Below are 20255 nucleotides of genomic sequence, written 5' to 3'. Positions count from 1 at the left end.
CCCAGTCAGGATGCTGTGCTGACGACTTGAGGTGCAGCCGCCAGCCTGTCAAGACTGCGGCGGATCAAGCAGGGGGAAACCGGCTGGGGAGGGGCAGAGGCTGGGACTATGTCACGACCTGTGGCTACGAATCCGGGGGCGCAGCCGGCGCTTTGCCGGGAGCCCCGAGAGTGAGTGCTCTATTCCGGGGACGATGGCAGTTTCACGCCGTCCTTTGACTCAGCGGCTGCTGCGGCTTTTTCATAGCGCACGAGCAATGCCTCCACCGCCCGGTGTTTGTCTTCATCTTCGGGCTTGGTGGGAAACATCGACATTACTCTCAACATCTGAAGCACAGGCTGCAGGCGCTGCTCCTCCTTGGTTCCAGCGGCCGCCACTGGCAGCAGGGGCAAGGGGTTCTCTCTCGTGATGTCGTGAAGTTCTTTAGCCAGAATCTGTGCCGCGCGCAGGGCTCCGATCTCATAGCTGGTGGTCATAGCCACCAGCAGGCAGCCCGGTTGCTCGTCCTCAGGCAGTCGCGGCAGCACCCGCACGCATTCCTGCGGCATGCTTGCCACGCGTATGCCGACGCGGTACTGCGAAAGAACCACGTTGTAGTCACGCATCGTGTCACGCATGATGTTCTCGTATTCTTTTTTGGACACCCACCGGCCAGGAGGCTGGTGCTTTGACTGGTAGACCAGGCAGGCGGCGACGAGCAGGATCGCCACGGAAATCCACTGAAGTGGGATATACATCAGGGTATGCTCCAGATCATACTGGATCACCTGACGTGTCGTTGGGTGGACATACATCCCCACGGCATTCTTGTTCAGCCGGCTGCCCACCACCCATACCAGCAGGGCGCTGATGACGGCGACGCCGCCGAAAAAGATATCAGCTTTCTCAGGCGTGAGGAGGGCAGGGAAAGGCACCGACAAACCTAGCCCCAGCAAACCCACACCCAGAGGAATGAGAAGTCCCAAAAAACCATAGCCTGTGTAGGTCATATAGAGTGGTGTTTGGCGGTCCGCTACGAGAGTGGCGTGTGCTTAAACGGGGGAGGCGGAGGTCCTTTACACGATCGGAGGCCAAGTATTCATGCAATACTCGCTCATTCTTTACTCGTTTTGGCTCAGCTGTTCTGTCGTGTACTGGCGTGATCGCCATTTGAAACTCAGGTGTGCCCCCATCGGTCAAATATTTCCCATTTGCGGCTTTGCTGGTTCAGTTTGATCGTAGAACCAGCATCGGCAGCCGTAATTTAAATACCCCATTCATGCAAACCGCGCTCGAATCTCCCGCCCACGAAAAGAAAGTCGAACAGACGGAGGCCGGGAACTATTTTGTCTCCAATTACCCGCCGTTTTCCTTCTGGAAACCGGACCAGGTGCCCGCCGTGGAGGCCGTGCTGCAGCAGCCGGCTCCCGCCAGCATCCCGCTCGGCGTCTATTTCCACATCCCCTTCTGCCGCAAGCGCTGCCACTTCTGCTACTTCAAGGTCTACACGGACAAGAACGCGCAGGAGGTGAAGGCTTACATCGATGCCGGCATGCGCGAGATGGAGCACCTCACCAGCCAGCCCTACCTGAAGGGGCGGAAGGCGCACTTCGTGTACTTCGGCGGCGGCACGCCCAGCTACCTCTCTGTGCCGCAGCTCAAGGACCTGACCAACCGCATGAAGGCCATGATCCCCTGGGACGAGGCGGCGGAGGTGGCCTTTGAGGCGGAACCCGGCACGCTGAATGAGGTGAAGCTCACGGGCATCCGCGAGATCGGCGTTACGCGCCTGAGCCTCGGCGTCGAGAATTTCGACGACCACATCCTGGAGACAAACGGTCGTGCGCATCGCAGCGGCGAAATCGAAAAGGCGTATCGCTTTGCTCGCACGCTCGGCTTTGAGCATATCAATATCGACCTCATCGCGGGGATGATGAATGAGACCTGGGAAAACTGGAAGGTCACCGTGGCCAAGGCCATCGCCATGCAGCCGGATGCCGTGACGATCTACCAGATGGAGGTGCCCTACAACACCACCATGTACCAGCAGATGAAGGCGGAAGGCAAAGTCACCGCGCCCGTGGCCGACTGGCAGACCAAGCGCGACTGGGTGAGCTACGCCTTCGATGAATTCCAGAAGGACGGCTACACCGTGACCAGCGCCTACACCGTGGTGAAGGACCCGCAGCGCATCAAGTTTGTGTATCGCGACTCCCTGTGGGAAGGGGCCGATCTGCTGAGCTGCGGCGTGGCCTCCTTTGGCCATCTCGGCGGCGTGCATTATCAGAATCAGGCCGACGTAGGCCCTTACATGCAGGCGGTCGATGCGGGCAAGCTGCCCATCTTCCGCGCCTACCAGACCACGCCGGAAGACCGCTTTGTGCGCGAGTTCATCCTCAAGCTCAAGCTGGGCCGCAGTGAGTTCGACTACTACATTCAGAAATTCGGCGAAGATCCGCGCCAGCACTTCGCGCCTCAGCTCGACTACTTGGCCAAGGAAGGCTTTGCCACGCTGGATGAGAAGGGCATCACCCTCTCCCGCGACGGCCTCCTTCAGGTGGACCGCCTGCTGCACGAGTTCTTCCTTCCCCAGCATCGCCAATATGCCCGCTACACTTGAGCCGGAACGGCACACAGCAGCAGTCGCAGCGCCCGCGACGAACGTGGCACCCCGGCAGGACGAGGACATCCTCGCGCCGCTGATCTTCTTCTACGGCATCGGCAGCGTGCGCCCGCGCGTAACCTTTGTGCAGCCGCAGGATCTGGCCGAGCAGGAGCGCTACCTGCTGGTGCATGACAAGGACATGACGCCGCACCTGCGCGAGTACCACAGCAGCGAGATCGATCTCGACGTGGCCGCCCGCGCCCGCATCGGCAACTACCTCGTGCGCGCCTCCGTGCTGCATCGCCGCAAAGACGGCATGCCCGTGGAGTTTGGTGCCATCGGCATTCATCTCGATATTTTGCCCGAAGAAGCGCAGCAGCTCGTGCTGGAGGGCCTCGTGCCCTTCGGTGCCATCCTGGAGCGTTACGCGGTGCCGCACTCCAGCCACCCGCGCGGGTTTTTCCGCATCTCCGTGGACCAGCGTCTGGCAGACCTGCTGGGCGCGACGAGCGGGCAGATCCTGTTTGGCCGCTGCAATGAGCTGCGCCATGGGAGTGGACGAGTGCTGGCGGATGTGGTGGAAGTGCTGCCGAGGGTGGTGTGAGGAAGGATTGAGCTCTTTCTCTTCCTCCTGCTCTTACTCCACCTCCCTTTTCCGGGAGTAAGAGGAGGAGTAGGAGGAAGAGGAAGATGAGAAGCACCGAGCGAGTGCTGAAATCCCGTCGCGAAAGGTAGGGAGGGCTGTCCTCAGCCCTCCGCGAGAGGGGCAGGAAGCAGCGAATGGTATGGCGTGGTAGCGGAGTATTTTGGGGGGCGGCTTGCGGTGATGGGGTGTCCTACCGGGAGGTTTCCAACGTGGCAGACCACGGCGGCTTGAGGACAAGCCGCCCTACCTGCGCTGGGACTGCGAGCGCTCAGCGCGATGAGGTAGGGAGGGCTGTCCCCAGCCCTCCGCGAGAGGGGGGCGAAGGTGCGAATGGTATGGCGTGGTAGCGGAGCCTTGGGGGGACGGCTTGCGGTGACGGGGTGTCCTACTGGGAGGCTCTCGGCGCTACAAACGGCGGCGGCTTGAGGACAAGCCGCCCTACCTGCGCTGGGCGTTTAGGATTTGGAGTGCGGTCGCGGAGCGAGGAACGAGCGCAGCTACCGCTTTCGCAGGGATGCTGGTGGGCGAGGACTGATGCGCCTCCGAAAGCACCCATGCGCATGGCGGACGGGGAGCTGAGTCCGGAGATCATTCTTCAGCCCGCGAAAGCGGTAGCTGCGATGCATGGCTGCGCCTTGCATCTGCGCGACCGCACTCCAGACCGAATGCTCCCGCAGGCGAAGGCGCTGGGCTTGTCTGGCGGGGGAGGTGGGGACTGTACTTACCTCTTCACCTGGGCGAGGATCTGGTGCAGCTCGTCCATTTGGATGGGCTTGGTGAGGTGGGCGGTGAAGCCGGCTTCCTTGGTCTGCTTGAGGTCGGTTTCCATGCCGTAGCCACTGAGGGCGATGCCGGGGACGGCGGAGTGTTGGCGAAGCTGCCGCATGAGGTCAAGGCCGCTGCCGTCGGGGAGGCCGAGGTCAGTGATGACGGCGTCGCAGGTGTGGGTGCTGAAGGCGTCGAGGGCTTCGGCAACGGTGCCGGCGCTGATGACGTGGTGGCCGCCGCGGGTGAGGAGGCGGCCGAGGATTTCGCGGGTGTGGGCGTGGTCTTCCACCACCAGGAGGCGCAGGGAGCGCTGGGTGCTCTCCGGCTCCGCAGCGGAGGGGGCGCTGCCGGCGGGGGCCGGGTTTTCGATGAGGGAGAAGGTGACGGTGAAGGTGGAGCCGCTGTCGGGGCCCTGGCTCTCGGCTTCAATGGTGCCGCCGTGTGCTTCCACGATGGCTTTGGAGATGGAGAGTCCGAGGCCGAGGCCGCCGAAGCGGACCTGGCCGCTGGCGTCTCCCTGCTCAAAGGCGTCAAAAATGCGAGGCAGCGCCTGCGGGCTGATGCCGACGCCAGTGTCCGCCACCTGCACGGCCAGGCGGGTTTCGTCCGGGTTGAAGGTGCGCAGGGTGATGGTGCCGGCACCGGGGGTGAATTTGACGGCGTTGGTCAGCAGATTCCAGAAGACCTGCTGCAGGCGCACGGGGTCGGCGTGCACGTGGTGGCGCGGCGCGTGGAGCTCGGTCATGAAGCGCACCTGCTGGTCCTGCGCCTGCAGGCCCATGGTGCCCTGGCAATGGCGCAGCAGCTCGTGCACGTCCACGTCCATGGGTTTGATGGCGAGCTTGCCGTTGTGGATGCGGGTGGCGTCCAGCAGATCGTCAATGAGGCGGGCCTCGAGCTCGATGTTCCGGCGCATCATGTCCAGCAGGTCGTGGGACTCGGCATTGAGGCCGCTGTCGTTTCGCAGGGCGGCCACGGCCATCAGCACCGGGGTCAGCGGGGTGCGCAGCTCGTGGCTGAGCGCGGCCATGAAGTGGTCCTTGGCACGGCTGGCGGCGCGGGCCTCCTCGGCGCTCTGGCGCAGGACTTCACGCTGCATGGCCAGTTCATAGAAGATGCCCGCCTTGCTCTGCAGGATGTGGGATTCGATGGGCTTGAAGATGAAGTCCACCGCACCGGCGTCATAGCCGCGAAAGCGCCTCTGCTGGTCGATGGCGCCCGCGGTGAGAAAGATGATGGGCACGCGGCGGGTGCGCTCCGTGCCGCGCATGAGTTCGGCGAGCTCAAAGCCGTCCATTCCCGCCATGTTGACGTCCAGCAGCGCCAGCGCCACATCGTGCACGAGCAGGAGCTCCAGCGCCTCATGGCCGGAGCGCGCCTTCAGCAGTTCCAGCCCTTCGCGTTGCAGCAGTCCCTCCAGAGCGTCGAGGTTCGCGTCCAGATCATCCACGAGGAGGAATTTGATGGTCGGAGCGGTCATGACATCAGGACGGGAAGTTGGTTTGAGCGCGCCAGGGCCCACAGCACGGCGGCCAGCTGGCCGAGGGGCAGGCTCTGCGCCTCCGGGCAGGCGTCCAGCGCCGCCTGCGGCATGATGGGGGCGCTGGCTGTGGCGGGGTCCTGCACAAAGGTCCTTCCTCCGGCACGGTGCACGGCCTGCAGCCCCCGCGCGCCGTCCGCGCTGGCGCCGGTGAGCACCACCGCTGCGAGGGAGCTGCCGTAGGCGTCTGCCGCGGACTCAAAGAGCACGTCGATGGAGGGGCGGGAGAAAAGGACGGGATCGTCCTGAGAGAGGGCGAGCTGGAAATCAGGTTCTACCAGCAAATGGTAGCCTGCGGGGGCCAGGCGGATCATCCCGGGGGTCGCGGGCTCCTTGTCCTCCGCTTCTTTCACGCTCATCTGGCACTGGCTGGCTAAAAATCCGGCCAGCGCGCCGTTGTCATCCGGCGGCAGGTGGACGACGACCATGACGGCCAGGGGGAACTCGGCGGGAAGTACGGGGAGGAGCTTGAGCAGCGCGCTCACGGCTCCCGCGGAGCCGCCGATCACGAGGGCCTGGATGCCTGTCTGCATGCTCGTTTCGGGAGGGGTCATTGGCGCTTTTGGTAGAGTCGTTGTTCGCGGCTGAATTCGGTGAAGTCACCGGCGTGCGCGGAGAAGTGCAGGCTTTCCTTGGACCCGAGCCCGAGGAAGCCGCGGCGCACCAGGGAGTCCTTGAAGAGGCCGACCGCGCGGTCCTGCAGCTCGCGGTTGAAATAGATCAGCACATTGCGGCAGCACACGAGGTGTACTTCGGCAAAGACGGCGTCCGAGGCCAGCGTGTGGTCGGAGAAGACCGTGCGCTTGCGCAGGGACTTGTCAAAGACGGCGGCGCCATAGGCGGCGGTGTAGTAGTCGGAGAGGGAGGACTTGCCGCCGGATTTCTGGTGGTTGGCGGTGAAGAGGGAGATGCGCTCCAGATCATACACACCGGCCTCCGCTTTGCGCAGGGCGTCGGTGTTGATGTCCGTGGCGTAAAACATGGTGCGCTCCTCCAGTCCTTCCTCACGAAAGAGGATGGCCAGGGAGTACAGCTCCTCGCCAGAGCTGCAGCCTGCCACCCAGACCTTGAGGGAAGGGTAGGTGCGCAGGTGGGGCGTCACATCCTCACGAATAGCGCGGAAAAAGGCGGGATCCCGGAACATCTCGCTGACCTGGATGGTGAGAAAGCCCACGAGCTGGGGCAGCATGTCGGCGTCATGCATCACGCGCTCCTGCAGGGCGGAGAAGGTGCGGCAGTGGAAGTGCTCGCGCGCCTGGATCAGCCGGCGCTTGAGGGAGGCGGCCGAGTAGTCGCGGAAATCATAGTGGTACTTGCGGTAGATGGCCTCGACCAGCAGATCCAGTTCGATGGTTTCGGTATCGGTGGAGAGGTTCTTCATCGGGGCATCCACACACGAATGAGGGAAAGCAGTTTTTCCACGTTCAGGGGTTTGGCCAGGTAGTCGCTGGCCCCGGCGGCCAGGCATTGCTCCTGGTCTGAGGGCATGGCCTTGGCGGTGAGGGCGATGATGGGCAGCCTCTTCCACTCGGGGCGCCTGCGGATGGCGCGCATGGCCTCCAGGCCGTCCATCTCCGGCATCATCACGTCCATCAGCACCAGGTCGATGGGCTTGTCCGACTTCTGGCGTTCCTCCAGCGCGGTCAGGGCCTCGCGGCCGTTTCTTGCCACCACCACCTGGATGCCCAGAGGCTCCAACATGGATGTCAGTGCAAAGATGTTGCGCACATCATCCTCCGCCATCAGCACGCGCCTGCCTTCCAGCGCGGCTTCACGGCTGCGGGCTTTTTCGATCATGCGCTGGTGTTCGGCGGGCAGCTCGCGCACCACCTGGTGCAGGAAGAGCGCCACCTCATCCAGCAGGCGCTCGGGAGATTTCACGCCTTTGACGATGATGGCCTTGGAATAGCGCCGCAGCTGCTGCTCCTCGTCCGCCGTGAGTTCCCGGCCGGTGTAGATGATGACCGGCGGGAAGGGGTAGGACTCATTCTCGCCGAGCTCCTGCAGCAGCGCAAAGCCGCTGGTGTCCGGCAGGCTGAGGTCCAGCACCATGCAGTCAAAGGTGGTGGATTTTAGCTGCTCCAGGCAGTCGGTGGCATTCACCGCGCCCACGGCCTCCACCTCGCGGGAGGAGAGCAGATCGCACAAGGACTTGAGCTGCACGGCATCGTCCTCCACCACCAGCACGCGGCGCAGGCTGTGCGTGAGGTGTTTTTCCACGTCCTGGAAGGCCTCCACAAGCTGCTCGCGCGAGATGGGCTTCACACGATAGCTCACGGCTCCCATGGAGAGCGCCTTCTCCGAGTAGTCGCTGGCGGAAACCACATGCACGGGGATGTGGCGCGTGCGTGGGTCGTTCTTCAGCTGCTCCAGCACCAGCAGTCCGGAGTCATCGGGAAGGCCGATGTCCAGCACCACGGCCGCCGGCAGGTGCTGCCGCGCCAGGTCCAGCGCGGCCTGGGCGGTGGTGGCCACGAGGCACTGGAAATTCTGCTCCCGCGCGCTGTCTGCCAGCACCTGCGCAAAGGTGGGGTCGTCCTCCGCCACGAGGATCGCCTTTTTCTCCGGCGTGAGTTGATCGCGATCATCTGGCACCACCGGGGCGGCAGGCCTGGCCCTCTGCGGCAGGGATGGGGCAGGGGAGGGCGCCGGAGAAACGGAAGCCGGAGTGGAAGCCGGAGCGGAAACAGGAGCAGGCGCCGCCGCTCCTGTGATGCTGGCCGGGAGCACCAGCGTGAAGGTGCTGCCACGCCCCGCTTCGCTGCTGAGCTGGATCTTCCCGCCGAGCAGACGCGCCAGCTCCCGCGAGATGGAAAGGCCCAGCCCCGTGCCGCCATACTTGCGGCTGGTGCTGTCATCTCCCTGGCAGAAGGGTTCAAAGATGGTGGCCTGCTGCTCCTGGGCGATGCCAATGCCCGTGTCCTGCACTTTGAAGGACATGAAGCCCTCCGCCAGGCCAGCCACCTCCACCGTCACCGAGCCCTGCTCCGTGAACTTCAGCGCATTGGAAATCAGATTGCGCAGGATCTGGTCCAGCCGCTGCGGATCGGTCTGGATGCTGGCCGGTGCGCCGGGCAGCGCCACGAGCTTGAGCGCCAGGGCGCGCTTGTCCGCCACCGGCTCAAACTGGCTGCGCAGGCTTTCGAGCAGCCCCTGGATGACGACCTGCTGCGGCTTGATGTCCATGCGCCCGGCCTCGATCTTCGCCAGATCCAGCACATCGTTGATCAATCCCAGCAGATCGTTGCCGGAACCCTGGATGGTGCGCGCGTATTTGATCTGCTCCTCGCTGAGGTTTCCACCGCGGTTTTCCGCCAGCAGCTGCGCCAGGATGAGCACGGAGTTCAGCGGCGTGCGCAACTCGTGGGACATGTTGGCCAGGAAGGCGGATTTGTAGTGGCTGGCCTGCTCCACGATGCGGGCCTGCGTCTCCAGCCCAAGCTTGGCCTGCAGGAGATTGTCCTTCTGCACTTCCAGCAGGCGGGTTTGCGCCTCCAGCTGAAGGTTGTTCTGCTCCAGGTCCGCCTGCTGCTGCTCCAGCTGCGTCTGCGTGAGCTTCAGCACGCGGCTCTGCTCCTCCAGTTCTTCATTGGAGACGCGCAGTTCCTCGGTCTGCATCTGCATTTCCTCGCTCTGCCGCTGCGTCTCCTCCAGCAGCTCCTCGATGAGGGCGCGGGACTTCGCGGCCTGCACGGCGGTGCCGATGGAGCCGGAGACACGCCTCAGCAGCTCGATGGCCTCGTCTGACACGGGCTGGAAGAAGCCGAGCTCCAGCGCTGCCGTGATGGTGGTCTCATTGGAAGCAGGCACCACAATGAGGTGCCTGGGCCGCGCCGAACCGAGCGCAGAGCCGATCGAAAAATAATCCTCCGGCACGTCATGCACGAGCATGGGGCGGCGGTCCTTGACGGCCTGGCCCACCAGTCCTTCGCCATTGGCCAGAATCTCAGGTATGCGGGCTCCGGCGGGCAGGGCATAGGTGGCGCAGCGCTTGAGGCTGCCGGAGTCCTCAAGGTACATTGCGCCGACCTGCGCGCCGAGGTATTCGCACAGGAAGCGCAGGGCATTGTCTCCCAGGCGGTCGAGCTTGTGCTCGTCGATGAGCTTCTGCGAGAGCTGCGCCTGGCCGTTCTGGAGCCACTGCTGCTGCTGCCGCACATGCTCATTGCGCCGCAGCAGGGAGGCCACCACCAGGGCCATGACCATGCCAAGCACTCCGGCGGCGATGGTGCTTTTCACCGCTGTCTGAAACGCTTCGTCCGTTTCCGCAAAGAGCTGCCGGCGCACGCTTTTCTCCTCCTGCTGCATGGCGGTGATGTTTTTCCGCAGCACGTCCATGGTGGCCTTTCCCTGGTCGGTGACGACGATGGCCAGAGCGGCTTCAAGACCGCTTTTTCTCCGCACGGCAATGGTCTCCGCCAGCTCCTGCAGCTTGAGGTCCATCTGGTTTTTGATCAGCGGAAGCATTTCCCGGTGCAGCGGGTTTTCCAGGTTCATCCCCTTGAGGCTGGCGTAGCGCTCCTCCAGCCGCGCCAGAGCAACGTCATAAGGTGCGAGGTAGCGCTCATCTCCCGTCAGCAGAAAGCCGCGCTGGCCGGTCTCCGCATCCTTGATGGTGGAGAGGATGTCCTCCAGGCCGAGGATGACCTCATGCGTGCGGGAGACCTTTCCCGTCAGGGCGCGCAGGCTCTGAATATTGAAAAACGAGATGGTCGTGCTGCCGATGAAGAACGCCAGGGCCGCCAGCAGCCCCGAAACAGAAAGCAGTCGCGCAGATCTTTGGGAGCGGGAGCTGGATTTCAGAGCTTCGAAATGGGGCGTCATCATAGGTTTGCGGCCAAAAAAGTCAGAGAGTAGGCGATGCAGCCAAAGCGCCGCAACCTGACCCACGCCCTGTTACCACAATCAGGGAAAGCCTGATGCGGGAGCTTGGATTGCTGGAGAACTTTACAGGCACGTCGCGCCGACAAATTTGCGAGGCCGCCATGGCGCAGCTCCGACTGGAGTGGGACCATCCTGGTCCCTCAACCTTCCGCAGGGTCTGCGGTCGTCCTCTCCTCCCAGCAGTCTCCCTCTGCCTGAACGCCGAGACCTTTTTTTAACTGCACATGGTGGGGCGGTGTCTTGGGGGCCGAAGCAGGCGTTTGTCGATTACCCTTGCTTCTAAATGCGCCATTTGCTTAGATCAGTGGTTAGTCATGAACCTGCAAATCAACTGCCCTTTCTGCCAAAACCTTCTGTCGATCGAGCAGCGCTTTGCAGGAAGCCAGATGCAGTGCCCGATTTGTGCGCAGGTGTTTGCAGTAGCGCCGCCGCCCGTGGTGCCGGTGGTGCAGGCACGTGTGGTTCCATCTCCTGCGCAGGCACCAGCACCCGCGCCAGCGCCCCAGTCTGTGCAGCGGCCTGCAGCCCCGCAGCCAGGGCAGCGCGCTCCGGGGCCGCAGGGGCCTGCAAGACCCCAGATGCCCGGCTCCCGCCCGGCGGGCCAGCCGGCGGCAAAGGCACCCGAGGAGGGCGGTGGCTCGGCGGCCATGCTCATGATCGGGCTCGTCGTGGTAGGCGTGGGCCTTCTGTTTGGCGGGTTTTATTTTGTGAACGGCATGCTGAAAAAACGCGAGATGGCCGAGAAAGGCCTGGGCGACGACGTGAAGAAAGTGCTCGAAGCCAAACGCGCCGCCGTGGCCAAGGTGCAGAAGGAGGAAGAGGAGCGGAAGGCCGAGCTGATGAGCGGCCTGCGCAAACTGCTGAGCGAGAGCCTTTGTGAAGGAAATGAGAAGGTCGCGGGAGAAATCCTCAATGAAGTGGAGGCCGTGCACAGCCAGGCGGACAAGCTCTTTGCCGATGCGGACATGAACAACGACCCCAAGGACATGGGGGCGTTTCTGGCCGAGCACATGGAGCCGCGCATCCGTGGCAATCCGGTCATCTTCAACTGGCTGGGAGGCAGGATCACGCCCAAGAAGTTCTGCGCTCTCATGTTTGGCCAGGAAGAGCCCGGCAGGAAGCAGCAGGGCAGGGTGGCGGACTTCCTCGCCTCCGGCAACTACTCCAGCACCGGCACCGGCTTTTATATCTCCGCGGATGGCTGGCTGCTGACCAATGAGCATGTGGTCAAAGATCTGCCCGAAGTGGACATCCGCGGGGCCGATGGCGTCATCCGCCGCGCGCGGGTGGTGAAGACGGATGTGCAGGGAGACGTGGCCGTGCTGAAAGTTCAGGGGGCCGCACCCAGGTGGCTCTCTCTGGCGTCGCAGGAGGGAACCATGGGCGCTGCGGTGTTCACCATCGGCTTTCCAGATGCCGACGTGCAGGGCGTGGAGCCCAAGTTCACCGACGGCCGCATCAGCAGCCTGAGCGGCCTGCGCGATGACCGGGACCACTATCAAATCACCGTGCCGGTGCAGCCCGGAAACTCCGGCGGCCCGCTGGTAGACGTCAAAACTGGCGGCGTCGTGGGCATCGTCTCCGCCGTGCTGCGCGGGCGGGAAAACGTGACCTACGCCATCAAGGCCCGGGTGGCGGCCAGCCTGCTGCAAAACATTCCCTCCTACTCCGCGGTGGTCCAGGCCAGAACCCCGGCCAGCACCGAGATGGAAGCGCTCGCGTCTGAAGTACGCGCCGCGACGGTCTTTGTGATGGTGCCGGATCGTTGAGCTGCTGTTTGTGAGAGCGCACACGCCGGGAAGCGTGATGTCGCGCCATGTTCATCGAAGCGCTTTTTTCCTGCACTTCGTTACCGCCATGGTCAAACCAGTTGCGATTTAGGGGTTATGAGGTTGAATTGATGCCAATCGATTTTGCTCTCACCCCGGTTATTTTTTCATGAAACGCTCCCTGTTTATCCGCCCCACCCTCACGGCTGCTTTGCTGCTGGTCGGCACTCTGCCACTCACTGCTGCCCCCAAAGGTACGAAGGGCGTGGAGGAGTTTGATCCTCAGGCCTTCCCCGGCAAGGTCGTGGACGACGTCATCGTGCCGGTGCCGAGCGAGGTCTTCTCCGTGCTGGACAAGCTCGGCGAGCCCAACTGGCAGGCGGAACTGCGCAAGCAGGACATGCCCACCACCAGCGACCGCACCAAGCTCTCGCTGCTCTTTGGCTACACCGTGGCGGAAGGTTTTGTGGCCGTGCAGGCGCAGGACAAGGAAGCCGTGAAGGACATCGGCCATGATGTGATCTCCCTTTCCAAGAGCCTCGGTCTCAGCAAGTCCGTGCTGCCACACGCCCAGGCCATTCTGGACGCGGCGGACAAAGGCAACTGGAGCGCCATCCGCAAGGAGTTTGACCTCACGCAGAAGACCGTGCGGGACACGATGGAAAACATGAAGGACATGGACCTCTCCCAATGCGTGAGCCTTGGCGGCTGGCTGCGTGGCACCGCCTCCGTGACCTCCGTGGTGAAGAAGAGCTTTTCCGCCGACCGTGCCGAGCTGCTGAACCAGCCCATGCTGGTGGAGCACTTCCTCGGCTCCATCGCCAAGATGCCCGCCAGCACCCGTGAGCACGATCTGGTGCGCTCCACCCAAAAAGGCCTCACTTCCGTGCTGCAGCAGATGGAGGGAGCCGTGGACGGTTTCTCGAAAGACGCTGTCACCGACATCGGCAAAATCTGCGATGGCCTGCTGACGGAAATCCTGGCCAAAAGCAAGTAACTGGTGCCTCTCACCTGAATGACCTCTCCCATGGAAAGAACCTCCCCAATGATCCGCCCCTGGTCCCGCTTTCAAGCTCTCGCCGCAGCCTGCGCTCTGGTGCTCGGGGCCACGTGTGTGCATGCGACCGTGGACGAGGCCCATGACTTTGCCATGGAGGCTGCCACTCCCTTTGTGGAGAAGGGCTTCATCGTGCGTGAGGACTACTGGAACGGCGAGGTGAAGAGCGGGCAGAAGCTCCAGATCACCCACCAGCTTTTCAAGGGCAACGAGTACGCCTTCTGGCTGGGCACCAGCCAGGAGGGCATCACCATGGACATGAAGGTCTATGATGAAAAGAACCAGCCGGTGCAGATCGACACCAAGACGGACAAGTTCTTCATGAGCGTGCGCGTCAACCCGCCGAAAACCGGCACTTACAAGATTGTCTTCGAATTGAAGTCGAAGTCTTCGCCGGGCGTCCTCTGGGCGCTGGCCTATGGTTACCACTGATGCCCGTCGAAACCCTCACGTACGAGACGCCGCAGTTTCTGCAAAAACTGATCGGCAATGACCTGGGCAGTCTGCGGCTGATGGGGGAGACCTTTGCCGTGGGCGTGACCAGCCGCGAGGGCTGGGTGCGGCTGGAAGGCGACTCGGAAAAGATCGCCTCGGTGCGCGAAGTTTTCACCCAGCTGGAAAAGGTGCGCCGCAACGGCGGAGACATCTCCTCCGGCATGGTGCGCCTGGTGGTGGAGAGCGTGCAGCGAGATGTGGGCGACGCCCCTGCGGATGCGATCATGCAGCTCAAGCTGCTCGGCTCCGGCAAGCGGCCCGCCGTGCTGGCCAAGACGCGCGGCCAGATCGCCTACGTGCAGGCCATGCGTGAGTGCGAAGTCGTCTTTGGCGTGGGACCTGCGGGCACCGGCAAGACCTACCTCGCGATGGCCCAGGGCCTGCATTACCTCAAAGAAAAACTCGTGCAGCGCCTCGTGCTCACCCGTCCTGCCGTGGAGGCAGGGGAGGCGCTCGGCTTCCTGCCGGGAGATCTGAAGGAGAAGATCTTCCCCTACCTGCGCCCGCTGTATGATGCCCTGTATGACATGCTGGAGCCGGAGGAGGCGGAGCGCCTCATCGAGCGCGGCAGCATCGAGATCGCCCCGCTGGCCTACATGCGCGGCCGCACGCTGAAAAATGCCTTCATCATCCTGGACGAAGCGCAGAACACCACCACGGAGCAGATGCTCATGTTTCTGACCCGTCTGGGAGAGGGCGCACGCTGTGTGGTCACGGGAGATCCCTCCCAGATCGACCTGCGCCGCCATGTGAAGTCAGGTTTGAAGGAGGCTGTCGAACTCCTGCAGGACGTCGAAGGGGTAAAGTTTGTGGCTTTTGCGCCAAAAGACATTGTTCGGCTGCCGGTGGTGCAGCGTATCATTGAAGCCTACCAGTCAGGCCGCAGTCGGAAGAATGAGCCACAACGGCACAAACAAGATGCAGACGAGGGGAAAGATTCTTGTCCGAATCCCGATGTATGATAGGTTGCTAGCCATCTCCTCCTCCTTTTAACACATGTTCGAGTCCATTCGTCGTGCCCGATTGCAACGCGAAGGGCTTTCCTGCGGTAAAACCCGGCGGAAGCACCAGGAGGGAGATTTTCTTGACGAGATGCGCACCCACCCGGCGGGCACCGTCGGGGCTTATGTGCTTTTCTTCATCGGTGTCGGACTGCTGATGCGCCTCGGCACCCAGGTGGAGGCGGGCCTGCCTGCCGTGACCTGGCTGCACCTGCTGTATGCCGCCGCCATCGGCTTCGCCATGGTGGTGCATGAGCGCGTGGTGCTGCGGCAGGAGATCCGGGACAATGGCGTGCTGCTGCTGGTGCTGGGCACCATCCTCACCCACCTGGCGCTGGTGGTGCTCATGCTGGACCTGTCCATCGGACAAACCTGGGGCAAGACGCTCAAGGCCATCGTGCTGCCGCATTCCTTTGGCCCGGTGGTGCTGTCTGTGATCCTTGGGCGCCGCATCGGCTTGTTTGGAGCCATCTATGCCACGCTTTTCGGCGTGCTCGTCTGCATCTCCATCTCCGCGCCCACCTACATGGCCACTTCGGCCCTGCTGGGATTCACCGGCGTGCTGCTGACGAAGCACGTCCGCCGGCGGAACCGCCTCTTCATGGCCGGCCTGTACGTGGGAGTGGTGGCCATGGCCTACTCGCTTCTGCTGCATGAGGCCGCCGGGGTGATCATGGCGGAAACTTTCAGCCGCATGATGGGGCTGCCGCTGCTCTTTGGTGTGGTGACGGGCATGGCCGTGGGCGGCCTTCTGCCAGTGCTGGAAAGTGTCTTCGGTGTGACCACGGATGTGTCCTGGCTGGAACTGGGAGATCTGAACCACCCGCTCATGCGCCGCCTGAGCATTGAAGCTCCTGGCACCTACCACCACAGCCTGGTGGTGGCCAATCTCTCCGAGGCCGCCGCAGAGACCATTGGCGCGAGCGCCAGCATGTGCCGTGTGTGCGCCTACTTCCATGACATCGGCAAGCTCAGCAAGCCGGAGTACTTCATCGAGAACATGGACCCCTCGGCCAATCCGCACGAGGACCTCACCCCGCGCATGAGCGCGCTGGTCATCATCGCGCATGTCAAAGACGGCGTGGACCTTGCCATCAAGCACAACCTCAACTCGCGCATCATTGATGTCATCGAGCAGCATCACGGCAACTCGCTGGCCTTCTTCTTCTACCGTCAGGCGCTGGATCAAAAAGCCGAGATGGAACGCCTGGTGAAGCTGGGCAAGGCCAAGGAGGACGATGTGCCGCAGGTGAGCGAGGAAACCTTCCGCTATCCCGGCCCGCGCCCGCAGTTCAAGGAGTCTGCCATCATCTCGCTGGCAGACGCCGTGGAGAGCGCCTCCCGCACGCTGGAAAAACCCAATGCCTCCCGCATTGAAACGATGATCGACGACATCGTGCAGACCCGCATGGCGGACGGCCAGCTGGATGAGTGTGATCTCACCATCGCGGAGCTTGCGAAAGTGAAGGGCAGCTTTGCCAAAACGCTGCTGAGCATGATGCATGGCCGCATCAAGTACCAGAAGGCCATCGAGGCCAAGCCGGTGCAGCAGCAGGCGCCCGTGCGCGATGATTCCAGGCCGGTGCTGGCGGGCGATGAAGTGCTGACGGAAGTCGATTCGACGAAGATCGTGGAAGCTTCCTTTTCCAGCCCTGCCACGGAGGTGATCGTCAAGAAGACCCGCAGCCGTAAATCGCCTCCCGCCTCCGCGGCCTGATCTGATGCCGCTGCCGAAGCTCCGCATTTACAACCGCCAGAAGGCGCACGCCATCCCGCTTCCATGGCTGCGGCGCATCGGCAAAGCCGCGCTGCCGGGCTGCCTCGCGGCGATGAAATCTCCCGATGCACCGCTGGCCTCGCTGCCAGAGATCGAGATCACCCTTGTGGATGATGCGGACATCGCCCGTGTGCATGCGGATTTCCTCGACGACCCGACTCCCACCGACGTCATCACCTTCCACCACGGCGAAATCCTCATCAGCGCCGACACCGCCCTGCGTCAGGGCGGCGAGCACGGTCAGTCCCTCGACCACGAAGTCGCGCTCTATCTCGTTCACGGCCTCATGCACCTCGGCGGGTGGGACGATCATGAGGAGGCGGAAGCGCGAGAGATGGCCCGGCGGCAGGAGGCGGTGCTGCGGGAAGCCTTGGAGAAGAGCTGAGCGCCCCCTCATTCGGTCTGTCCCGTCCTTATTTCCTTTCCAGCTTCACGACATAGGCTGTGGAGGTGAAAGATTTTATAGGGGTCGCTGCAAAAAAGTCTTTACCTCATTTACCGGTGCATGCTAACACGCGCGCATGCTTATCTGGAAAGGCCACGGAATTTTGATCTTGGTGTTTGGTGTCATCGGCGGCATCGCCACCGCTGCTCTCACTGGCATGCTGTTTGCCGCGACGCAGTCGGTTTTCCTCGGCCGTCTGGCCATGTGTGCGCCGTTTTGGGGCGCGGCGGGAGCCATCTGGCTCTATGCCAAAACCATGGGCAAATCCACGGAGCGCACCTTTCTGGATCCCGCCACGCACCGCCCGGTGGTCATCACCAGTTCGCACTCCTTCTTCTTCATTCCGCCGGTGCCATGGGCCGTCCTGGCGACCATTCTCGCCTGCGTTTTTTCGGTTCTTGCCGTGGTGGCTCCCTCATCTGCCTTTGATTTCAAAGGCATGCTGGCCGAAGCCCGCGATGTAAGCGAATTCGACAAGGCGAACCACCTGATCTCCATGGACAAAGGCCAGGAAGCCTACGGAAACACCCCCGAGGCGCAGCAGATGGCGGTGGAGTTTGCCCAGATGGTCAAGCTTGGGCGGCGTCTCGGCATTCAGGCGGGCAAGAAGCCCACCATCAGCCTCTCGCATGGGAAATTCCTCACCTACTGCCGCGTTAATGCAGACTCCTGCGCCTTCATGGTGCATGTGCCGGACCTGCGCAAATTCAGCAAGGACGCCAAGGAATACATCGCCGACGTGGCTTGGACCGTCGCCATGGATGCGGCCTTGGAGTTGAAGCCCCAGCCCAAGCGTCTCGCCGTCGGCATACGCGGAGCCCTCCTGTATGACACCGTCATCGAAGGGCACCTCGTGCCGGAGGAGGAGGACGCAGACGAGGGAATAGAGCAACGTCACACCGGTGGCAGCCCGCAGAAGTATCTGGAAGCCTACTTCATGCCCTCGAACACAGCGCTCGCGGATCTGCCCAGGCGAGCCCAGGCAGACGACGAAACGAAGACCAAGACAAAGACAAAGACGGCTGGAACGGATGCGCCGAAGGCTCCCGCAGGCACCCCGGCTGGCGGCATGCCAGAGCCTTCCTCCAGTCCGGCCAACATGCTCACCCAAGCCGCGATGAACCCGCGCGAAAAACTGGACGTGCTGCTCAAGTGGTTTCCCACCACCAAGGCTGGCGAAGTGGCGGGGAATTCCGACGAGGGAAACCAGATAGCCATCAAGTATGCAGGCATCGTGCACAAGAGTGTGTCTGCAAACCCGGCACTCGGCGGCATGACGCTGCCAGATCCCTGCTTCTCCGCCTACATCCATCTGCGTGATGACACGGCGGCTTTCTTTCTGGCGCTGCCCGCAGGCTCGGGGCTGACCCCGGAGGCGTTTGACATGATCGAGCGCCAGGCCTGGGCGCAGGCCGCCATGTTTGGTGCCCAGATGACGCCCCTGCCAGCACGCATCGCCGTCACCACTTTCAACGAAGGCAGAATGAACCTGACGCGCATCGGATCCCCTCGAAATCAGGAAGGCATGGAGTGGGCCGTCGAGCAGGAAGTGACAGGTCCGCAGAGCAAGGAGACGCTGATGCCCTTTTTGTCGCCGTCATCCAAAAAGCTGATGACGATGTCCATCGCCAAGAACCTGACGGGATCGGTGAAATCCATCATGCCAGGCCCTCGCGCCAAGGCCGCGCCCCCAGCATCTCCCGCACCGACACCTGCGGCCGCACCCGCCCCGGCTCCCGCCGCCCCACTGCTGCCCACGCCGGTGCGCGACTGGAAGGACAGCACCGGGCGTGTCATGCAGGCTTCGCTGGAGCGCTTCACCTCTCCCGCGCGCGATACCGGTTACTTCAAGCGCGCCGATGGCCAGGGCTTTGAAGTGCCCTTTGCAAAACTTTCAGCCGAAGATCAGGCCTTCATCCGCGGCATTTCGGAGAAGTTTAAATAAAGTAGTCCCGAGCTTCAGCACGTTCTGGAAACAGCGTCCGCCTCTCCCAGACCGAACTAAAGTTCTCGACTACTTTACTGCGCCAGCACCTTGAGCGCATTGCGCAAGAGCGTGAGACCTGCTTCCTGGCTTTTCTCCGGATGGAACTGCACGGCCACGAGGTTCTTCTTGGCGATGCCGCTGATGAAGCTGGTGCCGTAATCGGTGCGGCACAGGGCGAGAGATTCATCCTGCACATCCGGGTAATAAGAGTGCACGAAGTAGATGTAGGTCGGGTTCGGCAATCCCTGCCAGACGGCGGACTGCTCGGGATTCCACTGGGCGACATTCCAGCCCATGTGAGGGATTTTAAGGCCGCTGGCGGAGTCGAACTTCCGCACCTGCCCTTTGGCCACGCAGAGGCCCTCCACTCCGGGGCACTCTTCGCTGCTTTCAAACAGAAGCTGGTAGCCCAGGCAGATGCCGAGGTAGGGCTTCTCCGCTTTGAGCCAGGTGCGCAGAGGCTCCCACAGATGGGTTTCCTTCAGGATGCGCACGGAATCTCCAAACGCTCCCTGGCCGGGGAAGACGAGGATGTCGATGTCCGCGAAGTCTTCCGGCTTCGTGACGAGATTGGCATGCGCTCCGATGGCATCAAAGGCATTCAACACGCTGCGCAGATTTCCTGCGCCGTAATCAAGCACTCCGAGTTTCATCACAGTACGTCTTTGGTGCTGGGGATGCCGGTGACGCGGGGATCCAGCTTCGTCGCTGCATCCAGCGCACGGGCAAGACCTTTGAAAATGGCTTCCGCCATGTGGTGCGCATCGCGCCCGCGGCGGATCTCGACGTGGAGTGTGGCCAGCAGGCTGGAAGAGAAAGCGCGGAGGAACTCCTCCACGAGCTGATAGCTGAAGCGGTTCACGCCGCCGATGGCCTCCACGCGCTCAGGCGCATGGTAGCTGAGGAAGGCGCGGCCGCTGAGGTCCATCGCCACCTCGGCCAAGGTTTCGTCCATGGGCAGCAGGAAAAAGCCGTAACGCGTGATGCCCGCTTTGTTGCCGAGGGCTTCGCGGAAGCAGTTGCCGAGCACAATGCCGGTGTCCTCGACTGTGTGGTGATAGTCCACCTCGATGTCGCCCACGACCTTCACTTTGAGGTCAAACAGGCCGTGCTTGCTGAACAGCGTGAGCATGTGGTCAAAGAACGGCACTCCCGTGGCGATCTGTGATTTGCCGGAACCATCGACATTGAGCTCGATCTCAATGTCCGTCTCGGCGGTTTTGCGGTGCTGCTTGGCTGTGCGGGTTTGGCTCATGAAGGGGAGGGGCAATGAACACGCTTTCCCCCGTAGTGCAACCGTCC

Annotated in this window: 16 protein-coding genes; 9 read left to right on the top strand and 7 right to left on the bottom strand. The window is 62.6% G+C overall.

Annotation, left to right across the window (positions count from 1 at the left end):
- Positions 1-179: 179 nt before the first annotated feature.
- Positions 180-989, bottom strand: coding sequence for a hypothetical protein (locus ACILSO_RS16580; protein ID WP_395738549.1), 810 nt, complete (start codon positions 987-989; stop codon positions 180-182).
- A 269-nt stretch (positions 990-1258) separates the two neighbouring features.
- Here ACILSO_RS16580 and ACILSO_RS16575 point away from each other — a divergent pair, with 269 nt between their 5' ends.
- Entirely contained in the window at positions 1259-2599 is a 1341-nt protein-coding gene (locus tag ACILSO_RS16575; protein WP_395738548.1) for a coproporphyrinogen-III oxidase family protein, read from the top strand.
- Entirely contained in the window at positions 2583-3188 is a 606-nt protein-coding gene (locus tag ACILSO_RS16570; RefSeq protein WP_395738547.1) for a hypothetical protein, read from the top strand. The genes ACILSO_RS16575 and ACILSO_RS16570 overlap by 17 nt, the downstream gene beginning before the upstream one ends.
- A gap of 763 nt (positions 3189-3951) precedes the next feature.
- On the opposite strand, the gene ACILSO_RS16565 is transcribed toward ACILSO_RS16570, so the two are convergent.
- Genes ACILSO_RS16565 through ACILSO_RS16550 form a run of 4 tightly spaced genes read right to left on the bottom strand, consistent with a single transcriptional unit; the run spans position 3952 to position 10365 of the window.
- Complete coding sequence (locus ACILSO_RS16565; protein ID WP_395738546.1) at positions 3952-5478, bottom strand: response regulator; 1527 nt, start codon at positions 5476-5478, stop codon at positions 3952-3954.
- Positions 5475-6092: a chemotaxis protein CheB gene (locus tag ACILSO_RS16560; protein ID WP_395738545.1), complete on the bottom strand. Its 618-nt coding sequence runs from the start codon at positions 6090-6092 to the stop codon at positions 5475-5477. Before ACILSO_RS16560 ends, ACILSO_RS16565 begins: the two co-directional genes overlap by 4 nt.
- On the bottom strand, positions 6089-6919 hold the full coding sequence (locus ACILSO_RS16555) for a CheR family methyltransferase (RefSeq protein WP_395738544.1): 831 nt from the start codon (positions 6917-6919) through the stop codon (positions 6089-6091). Before ACILSO_RS16555 ends, ACILSO_RS16560 begins: the two co-directional genes overlap by 4 nt.
- Positions 6916-10365, bottom strand: a complete 3450-nt coding sequence (locus ACILSO_RS16550) for a response regulator (RefSeq protein WP_395738543.1) — start codon at positions 10363-10365, stop codon at positions 6916-6918. The genes ACILSO_RS16555 and ACILSO_RS16550 overlap by 4 nt, the downstream gene beginning before the upstream one ends.
- Positions 10366-10736: 371 nt before the next feature.
- Here ACILSO_RS16550 and ACILSO_RS16545 point away from each other — a divergent pair, with 371 nt between their 5' ends.
- The 7 genes from ACILSO_RS16545 to ACILSO_RS16515 all read left to right on the top strand — a co-directional run bounded on the left by ACILSO_RS16545 (position 10737) and on the right by ACILSO_RS16515 (position 18911).
- Positions 10737-12191, top strand: a complete 1455-nt coding sequence (locus ACILSO_RS16545; protein WP_395738542.1) for a trypsin-like peptidase domain-containing protein — start codon at positions 10737-10739, stop codon at positions 12189-12191.
- Positions 12192-12360: 169 nt separating this feature from the next.
- On the top strand, positions 12361-13188 hold the full coding sequence (locus ACILSO_RS16540) for a hypothetical protein (RefSeq protein WP_395738541.1): 828 nt from the start codon (positions 12361-12363) through the stop codon (positions 13186-13188).
- Between the two features lie 30 nt (positions 13189-13218).
- Positions 13219-13680: a hypothetical protein gene (locus ACILSO_RS16535; protein ID WP_395738540.1), complete on the top strand. Its 462-nt coding sequence runs from the start codon at positions 13219-13221 to the stop codon at positions 13678-13680.
- Positions 13680-14705, top strand: a complete 1026-nt coding sequence (locus ACILSO_RS16530) for a PhoH family protein (protein WP_395738539.1) — start codon at positions 13680-13682, stop codon at positions 14703-14705. The genes ACILSO_RS16535 and ACILSO_RS16530 overlap by 1 nt, the downstream gene beginning before the upstream one ends.
- Positions 14706-14739: 34 nt before the next feature.
- Positions 14740-16461, top strand: a complete 1722-nt coding sequence (locus tag ACILSO_RS16525) for an HD family phosphohydrolase (protein WP_395738538.1) — start codon at positions 14740-14742, stop codon at positions 16459-16461.
- A 4-nt stretch (positions 16462-16465) separates the two neighbouring features.
- Positions 16466-16906 carry an rRNA maturation RNase YbeY gene (gene ybeY, locus ACILSO_RS16520; RefSeq protein ID WP_395738537.1) on the top strand — a complete coding sequence of 147 codons (441 nt, stop codon included), beginning with the start codon at positions 16466-16468 and terminating at the stop codon, positions 16904-16906.
- Positions 16907-17042: 136 nt separating this feature from the next.
- Positions 17043-18911: a hypothetical protein gene (locus tag ACILSO_RS16515; protein WP_395738536.1), complete on the top strand. Its 1869-nt coding sequence runs from the start codon at positions 17043-17045 to the stop codon at positions 18909-18911.
- A 74-nt stretch (positions 18912-18985) separates the two neighbouring features.
- Here ACILSO_RS16515 and hisH read toward each other — a convergent pair whose 3' ends face one another.
- Entirely contained in the window at positions 18986-19606 is a 621-nt protein-coding gene (gene hisH, locus ACILSO_RS16510) for an imidazole glycerol phosphate synthase subunit HisH (RefSeq protein WP_395738535.1), read from the bottom strand.
- Positions 19606-20208: an imidazoleglycerol-phosphate dehydratase HisB gene (gene hisB, locus ACILSO_RS16505; RefSeq protein ID WP_395738534.1), complete on the bottom strand. Its 603-nt coding sequence runs from the start codon at positions 20206-20208 to the stop codon at positions 19606-19608. Before hisB ends, hisH begins: the two co-directional genes overlap by 1 nt.
- Between the last annotated feature and the right edge of the window lie 47 nt (positions 20209-20255).

This window comes from Prosthecobacter sp. (genome assembly GCF_044226605.1).
Lineage (GTDB): Bacteria > Verrucomicrobiota > Verrucomicrobiia > Verrucomicrobiales > Verrucomicrobiaceae > Prosthecobacter.
This window is presented reverse-complemented; position numbering and strand designations above follow the sequence as displayed.